This window comes from Streptomyces sp. SM1 (assembly GCF_002910825.1).
Lineage (GTDB): Bacteria > Actinomycetota > Actinomycetes > Streptomycetales > Streptomycetaceae > Streptomyces > Streptomyces okerensis.
Window position 1 is genome coordinate 1 of the sequence record NZ_NEUB01000153.1, and the last position, 7,298, is coordinate 7,298.

Annotated in this window: 7 protein-coding genes; 5 read left to right on the plus strand and 2 right to left on the minus strand. The window is 70.9% G+C overall.

Annotation, left to right across the window (positions count from 1 at the left end; translation table 11 throughout):
* Positions 1-1,139, minus strand: a 1,139-nt coding sequence (locus tag B9S61_RS40605; RefSeq protein ID WP_258039529.1) for an SCO5717 family growth-regulating ATPase, incomplete at its 3' end; no start/stop codon positions are given.
* Between the two features lie 567 nt (positions 1,140-1,706).
* On the opposite strand from B9S61_RS40605, the gene B9S61_RS03370 reads away from it, so the two are divergent.
* On the plus strand, positions 1,707-1,994 hold the full coding sequence (locus B9S61_RS03370; RefSeq protein ID WP_146064693.1) for a hypothetical protein: 288 nt from the start codon (positions 1,707-1,709) through the stop codon (positions 1,992-1,994).
* A gap of 58 nt (positions 1,995-2,052) precedes the next feature.
* On the opposite strand, the gene B9S61_RS03375 is transcribed toward B9S61_RS03370, so the two are convergent.
* Positions 2,053-2,334 (minus strand): DUF397 domain-containing protein, encoded by a 282-nt coding sequence (locus B9S61_RS03375; RefSeq protein WP_103540846.1) that lies wholly within the window; start codon positions 2,332-2,334, stop codon positions 2,053-2,055.
* A 269-nt stretch (positions 2,335-2,603) separates the two neighbouring features.
* On the opposite strand from B9S61_RS03375, the gene rpsO reads away from it, so the two are divergent.
* The 4 genes from rpsO to B9S61_RS03395 form a co-directional block, all read left to right on the plus strand.
* A complete protein-coding gene (gene rpsO / locus B9S61_RS03380; RefSeq protein WP_103540847.1) occupies positions 2,604-2,891 on the plus strand; it encodes a 30S ribosomal protein S15 in 288 nt (95 codons plus the stop codon).
* 361 nt (positions 2,892-3,252) lie between these two features.
* Entirely contained in the window at positions 3,253-5,469 is a 2,217-nt protein-coding gene (locus B9S61_RS03385; RefSeq protein ID WP_103540848.1) for a polyribonucleotide nucleotidyltransferase, read from the plus strand.
* Positions 5,466-6,845, plus strand: coding sequence for a pitrilysin family protein (locus tag B9S61_RS03390; protein WP_103540849.1), 1,380 nt, complete (start codon positions 5,466-5,468; stop codon positions 6,843-6,845). Before B9S61_RS03385 ends, B9S61_RS03390 begins: the two co-directional genes overlap by 4 nt.
* A 25-nt stretch (positions 6,846-6,870) precedes the next feature.
* Positions 6,871-7,298: 4-hydroxy-tetrahydrodipicolinate reductase (locus B9S61_RS03395; protein ID WP_374936177.1), on the plus strand; the 428-nt coding region annotated here is incomplete at its 3' end.

The following is a 7,298-nucleotide window of genomic DNA, read 5'->3' on the forward strand; positions in this document are numbered from 1 at the left end:
GCCCCGTCTGCGGGCACGGCGTCGTGCGCGACCGGCTCGGCGTCCTCGGGTTCACCGACCGCCGGTACGTCCGTCGAGGGCACCGCGTCCTCGGGCTCGGCTTCCGGCTCCGCGGCTGCGGCACGCTCAGCCTCGTCGGTCACCGGGGACACAGGTTCCCCGGCTTCCACGTCCACCGGTACGACGGCCTCTTCGGAGTCGGTGACTCCACCGGCCTCACCCTCGTCGGACGTGCCGGAAGTCCCCTCGTCGGCCTCCGCGTCCGCCGAGTCCACCTCCAGGACGTCCGCGGCGCCCTCGGCGTCGCCGGACCCGCCCTCGGCGGACTCCGCCGGCGTCTCAGCCTCCGCGGCGGCCGACGCCTCGGCGTCCACCGCGGTATCGGCCGGGCCTTCGGCCGCGGCCGCGACCCCCGCCTCGGCCTCGGCCTCAGCGGTCGGCTCGGCCTCAGCCGTCGGGTCCGCATCGCCACGTGCCTCGGCGTCCGCCTCGCGCTCCGCGATCTCCCGCTTCAACGCGCCGGCGGAGAACCGGATGGTGGCACCGCTCTCCAGATCGCCGTTGTCGCTCTCCTGGGACTGACCCGCTCCGGCCTCCGGCGCGGCCGCACCGGGGTCCGCACCCGGATCGGTGTGCGGTGCCCCGCCCCCGCCCCCGTCCTCAACCTCAGCTTCAGCCTGCGGGCGCTGCGGCTCGAACCCGCTGCCCGCCGGAAGTCGCGGCACGGCCACCGGCGGCCCGGAAGGTGGCGCGGGCGGGGCGAACGGCGCGGGCGGGGTGAAGGGCGCCCCCGGCACAGGTCCCGGAACGTGCGCCGGGTCCGACGCCCCCACCGCGTGCGGCGGCGGAGTCAGCCCGGGCAACGGCGGAACCGGGCCCCTGGCGGGAGGAGGCGGAGCGGGCGCGGACCCGAATGCGGGTGGCGCGGCGGAGTCGGCGGAACCGGGAGAGTCACCGGCACCGGAGGACGAGGACGACGTCCCCGACTCCGCACTCCCCGAAGCGTTCTGCGTGTACCAGGCCGGCGGCGCGTAGTCGATGGTGAACTCGCCCGTCGTCTCGATGGCGGACTCCGCGTCGGGCTGGTCATCGCCGGGTGTCGCCCAGCCCCCGCGCGTCCCGTCCCGATCGCTGCCCACAGTTCCTCCTGTTGGTGGTCAAGTACCCTCATGCCGTGCGGGTCCGACCGTGTCGTGTCGTCCGAAGCCGGCCGAAGTCATCCGAAACCGTTCGAGGTTGCGGCGAGGCCGTCCGACCCGCGGTCGGCCGGCCATCGGCTCCCCCGGGGCGTCGGCACCTGGCCCGCAGGGTCAGACGCAGCGCCCCGTCCCAGCCTAATCATCAGTACCGGCGCCCTGGCAGGCCCGTCCACCGCTCGATGTGCACCGGGCGCGCCCGACATGTCCCGACCGGTCCGGCGGTGACGCTCTCGACGCCTCGGGTGAAAACGGCATACCACGTCAAATTCTGTGACCGACACGGAACTTACCGGATCGCCCTGCCCATGTGATGCCGGCCGGAGACGGTCCGGCGGGTGCGATGCCTCTGTCGGCGACCCACCGGACAGGCGCTGACACCGAGGCACTGCTCAGGGGACCGGGGCCCGGCACGTCCACGGGCAACACCGTTTCCCGCGCCACCCGTTCAGGCCGCCCCGAGCGCCGTGGTGGCTCACCGGTGACCGACTGACCGGCCCTCAGGCATTCATGGGCCGTGGGCGATCCTCGATGGTGGCCGTCGAGGAGGTCGTCGGTGCGGACCCGCACGCGATCCTTGCCCTGGTCCGTGACGCGCCGGCGGGGAACCGCGCCGACCCCGACATCCACACGGTCCGGCCGGTCGCCGCCATCGCGGTGGCGGCCGCACCGGCCACCCCCGCCGGGCCGATGGCGTCCCGCGGCGGTCTCACGCCCTTACGGGGCCGCATACACCGGGTCCTGCCGGCTCCCGCTGTCTTCGACGTGTACGCGTCGGTGCGGTCGATGACCGGCTGACGTACGCGTCCGGGAGGGCGGCACACGCTCGCGCCGCCCTCCCGGACGCGTACGGCGCTCAGCCCGCCTCGGGGCTCGCCGGCTCCAGATCGAACTCCCCGTCGCGCGCGCCCAGCACGAAGGCCCGCCACTCCGCCTCCGTGTACCGCAGCACCGTCTCCGGGTCCAGGGAGGACCGCATGGCCACGGCACCACCGGGCAGGTACGCGATCTCGACCCGTTCCTCGTGCTCCTCGGTACCCGGCGCGCTGTGCCACTCGACGCCGGAGATGTCGAGGGCGTAGAGCTCGTCCTTCTCCCGCTCCTTGCGTGCCTTGATCTCCTCAGCCGTCTCCGCCATGCCGCAGCGACCCCTTCCCGACGTGCGAACGATTTCGGGCGCCACTCTAGTGGCGCCCACCGTCTCACCTGGGCGGTTCCGCGGACCGGAGCGGAGCCCCCGCTGCCGCCTGGTACCCTGGCTGACGGCCGTATGTGTACGCACCCCCGGAGCGAATATCCGCCCTGGAGGCCGCGCCCAGCGGATCCCCGGCTTCCGAGTCATGGAAGACCCCCCGAGACGCAGACCGGGGGCACTCGGTGGCCACTCACAGACTATGAGGAGTACGCGTGTCGCTCGACGCCGCAGTGAAGAAGCAGATCGTCTCCGAGTTCGGTACCAAGGAGGGCGACACCGGCTCCCCCGAGGTCCAGGTCGCGCTGCTGTCCCGTCGGATCTCCGACCTGACGGAGCACCTCAAGACCCACAAGCACGACCACCACTCCCGCCGTGGTCTGCTGATCCTGGTCGGTCAGCGCCGCCGGCTGCTGCAGTACCTCGCCAAGAAGGACATCCAGCGCTTCCGTGCGCTGGTCGACCGCCTCGGCATCCGCCGCGGTGCGGCGGGCGCCAAGTAGGACGCCGTGAAGGGAGCGGTTCCCTGGGACAAGGGGGCCGCTCCCTTTGCCGTACGTGCGGACTGTCACCGCGACTTTGTACTGTGGTAGCAGAACGCACGGGACACGACTCAGGGTGATGACCCGGACCGCATCGGGTATGCGGCCCCACGGGCACCACCTACCGACGTCATCGGACGTCACGACGTACGAGGAGAAGCGCACCTCGCCGCCGCCGGTCCTCGGTAGTGGCCCCCGGAAGAGTGAATCCGGGTGCTTCGATCGAAGACCGGCCCGCACCAGTGGAGCGCTTCTCCGCCACCGTCCCCCCGCCACACGGGCGAGGCGGGACGAAAGACGACAAGTAACGGAGAAAACACTGGTGGAGAACGAGACCCACTACGCCGAGGCCGTCATCGACAACGGCTCCTTCGGCACCCGCACCATCCGCTTCGAGACGGGCCGTCTGGCCCGTCAGGCCGCCGGCTCCGCCGTGGCCTATCTGGACGACGACACCATGGTGCTGTCGGCCACCACCGCCTCCAAGAAGCCCAAGGACCAGCTCGACTTCTTCCCCCTCACGGTGGACGTCGAGGAGCGGATGTACGCCGCGGGCCGGATCCCCGGATCCTTCTTCCGCCGTGAGGGCCGGCCCTCCGAGGACGCCATCCTCACCTGCCGCCTGATCGACCGCCCGCTGCGCCCGTCCTTCAAGAAGGGCCTGCGCAACGAGATCCAGGTCGTCGCCACGATCATGGCGCTCAACCCCGACCACCTGTACGACGTCGTGGCGATCAACGCCGCCTCCGCGTCCACGCAGCTGGCCGGTCTGCCCTTCTCCGGCCCGATCGGCGGCGTCCGCGTCGCGCTGATCCGCGGCCAGTGGGTGGCCTTCCCGACGCACACCGAGCTCGAGGACGCCGTCTTCGACATGGTCGTCGCGGGCCGCACCCTGGAGGACGGCGACGTCGCGATCATGATGGTCGAGGCCGAGGCCACCGAGAAGACCATCAAGCTGGTCGAGGGCGGCGCCGAGGCGCCGACCGAGGAGGTCGTCGCCTCCGGTCTGGACGCCGCGAAGCCCTTCATCAAGGTGCTCTGCCGGGCCCAGGCCGACCTCGCCGCCAAGGCCGCCAAGCCCACCGGCGAGTTCCCGGTCTTCCTGGACTACCAGGACGACGTCCTCGAGGCGCTGACCGCCGCCGTCAAGCCCGAGCTGAGCCAGGCGCTCACCATCGCCGGCAAGCAGGAGCGCGAGGCCGAGCTCGACCGCGTCAAGGCGCTCGCCGCCGAGAAGCTCCTGCCGGAGTTCGAGGGCCGCGAGAAGGAGATCTCCGCCGCGTACCGCTCGCTGACCAAGTCCCTGGTCCGTGAGCGTGTCATCAAGGAGAAGAAGCGCATCGACGGCCGCGGTGTCACGGACATCCGCACCCTGGCCGCCGAGGTCGAGGCCATCCCGCGCGTGCACGGCTCGGCGCTGTTCGAGCGTGGCGAGACCCAGATCCTGGGCGTCACCACCCTCAACATGCTCCGCATGGAGCAGCAGCTGGACACCCTCTCCCCGGTGACCCGCAAGCGCTACATGCACAACTACAACTTCCCGCCGTACTCCGTCGGCGAGACCGGCCGAGTCGGCTCCCCCAAGCGCCGCGAGATCGGCCACGGCGCGCTCGCCGAGCGCGCCATCGTGCCGGTGCTGCCGGCCCGCGAGGACTTCCCCTACGCGATCCGCCAGGTGTCCGAGGCCCTCGGCTCCAACGGCTCGACGTCCATGGGCTCGGTCTGCGCCTCCACCATGTCGCTGCTGAACGCCGGTGTGCCGCTCAAGGCCCCGGTCGCCGGCATCGCCATGGGCCTGATCTCCCAGGAGATCAACGGCGAGACGCACTACGTCGCCCTCACCGACATCCTCGGTGCGGAGGACGCCTTCGGCGACATGGACTTCAAGGTCGCCGGCACCAAGGAGTTCGTGACCGCCCTCCAGCTCGACACCAAGCTGGACGGCATCCCCGCCTCCGTCCTGGCCGCGGCCCTCAAGCAGGCCCGTGACGCCCGCCTCCACATCCTCGACGTGATGATGGAAGCGATCGACACGCCGGACGAGATGTCCCCGAACGCGCCGCGGATCATCACCGTGAAGATCCCGGTCGACAAGATCGGTGAGGTCATCGGCCCCAAGGGCAAGATGATCAACCAGATCCAGGAGGACACCGGCGCCGAGATCACGATCGAGGACGACGGCACCATCTACATCGGTGCCGCCGACGGCCCCTCCGCCGAGGCCGCCCGCACCACGATCAACGGCATCGCCAACCCGACGATGCCCGAGGTCGGCGAGCGCTACCTGGGTACGGTCGTGAAGACGACGACGTTCGGCGCGTTCGTCTCCCTGCTGCCCGGCAAGGACGGTCTGCTGCACATCTCGCAGATCCGCAAGCTGGCCGGCGGCAAGCGCGTGGAGAACGTCGAGGACGTCCTCGGCGTGGGCCAGAAGGTCCAGGTCGAGATCGCCGAGATCGACTCCCGCGGCAAGCTCTCCCTGATCCCCGTGATCGAGGGCGAAGAGTCCGACGAGAAGAAGGACGACGCCGACAAGTGACGTCCCGTGGCTCCAAGGCGACGGCCCGCACCTCCTCGGAGGCGCGGGCCGTCGCCCGTACCCAAACCCTGATCAAGGGCGAGAACGGCATCGGCACGGTCCGCAGGACCACCCTCCCCGGAGGCCTGCGCATCGTCACCGAGACCCTGCCCTCGGTCCGCTCCGCCACCTTCGGCATCTGGGCGAACGTGGGCTCCCGCGACGAGACCCCGGCTCTCAACGGCGCCACCCACTACCTGGAGCACCTGCTCTTCAAGGGCACCTCACGCCGGTCCGCCCTGGACATCTCCGCCGCCCTCGACGCGGTCGGCGGCGAGATGAACGCGTTCACGGCCAAGGAGTACACGTGCTACTACGCGCGCGTGCTCGACACCGACCTGCCGCTCGCCATCGACGTGGTGTGCGACATGCTCACCGGCTCCGTGATCCGCGAGGAGGACGTCGACGTCGAACGCGGCGCCATCCTCGAAGAGATCGCGATGACCGAGGACGACCCGGGCGACTGCGTGCACGACCTGTTCGCGCACACCATGTTCGGCGACAACCCCCTCGGCCGCCCGGTCCTCGGCACGGTCGACACGGTCAACGCCCTCACCGCCGACCGCATCCGCCGCTTCTACAAGAAGCACTACGACCCGGCCCACCTCGTGGTCGCCTGCGCCGGCAACGTCGACCACAACAAGGTCGTACGCCAGGTCCGCGCCGCCTTCGAGAAGGCCGGGGCCCTCGGCAACGCCGCCGCCGAGCCGATCGCCCCGCGCGGTGGCCTGCGCAGCCTGCGCACCGCCGGCCGGGTCGAACTCATCGGCCGCAAGACGGAACAGGCGCACATCGTCCTCGGCATGCCGGGTCTGGCCCGCACCGACGAGCGGCGCTGGGCCCTCGGCGTGCTGAACACCGCCCTCGGTGGCGGCATGTCGTCCCGGCTCTTCCAGGAGGTCCGCGAGAAGCGCGGTCTGGCGTACAGCGTGTACTCGTACACGTCCGGCTTCGCCGACTGCGGACTGTTCGGCGTGTACGCGGGCTGCAGGCCCTCGCAGGTGCACGACGTGCTCAAGATCTGCCGCGACGAACTCGACCAGGTCGCCGAGCACGGACTGCCCGACGACGAGATCGAGCGCGCCATCGGCCAGCTGAAGGGCTCCACCGTCCTCGGCCTGGAGGACACCGGCGCCCTGATGAACCGTATCGGCAAGAGCGAACTGTGCTGGGGCGAGCAGATGTCGGTCGACGACATGCTGGCCCGGATAGCCTCGGTGACCCCGGACGACGTCCGCTCGGTGGCCCGCGACGTCCTGGGCCGGCGGCCCTCCCTGTCGGTCATCGGCCCGCTCAAGGACAAGCAGGCGTCCCGGCTGCACGACGCCGTCGCCTGACCCCTCCCGTAAGGAAGCAACGAACATGAGCAAGCTGCGCGTGGCGGTCCTCGGAGCCAAGGGCCGGATCGGCTCCGAAGCGGTACGGGCCATCGAGGCCGCCGACGACATGGAACTGGTGGCCGCCCTCGGCCGGGGCGACAAGCTGGAGACCCTCGCCGAGCAGGGCGCCCAGGTCGCCGTGGAGCTGACCACGCCCGCCTCGGTCATGGGCAACCTCGACTTCTGCGTACGCCACGGCATCCACGCCGTCGTCGGCACCACCGGCTGGACCGACGACCGCCTCGCGCAGCTGAGGGGCCTGCTGGACCAGTCCCCGGAGACGGGCGTGCTCATCGCGCCGAACTTCTCCATCGGCGCCGTGCTGACCATGAAGTTCGCGCAGATCGCCGCCCCCTACTTCGAGTCCGTCGAGGTCGTCGAGCTGCATCACCCGAACAAGGTCGACGCCCC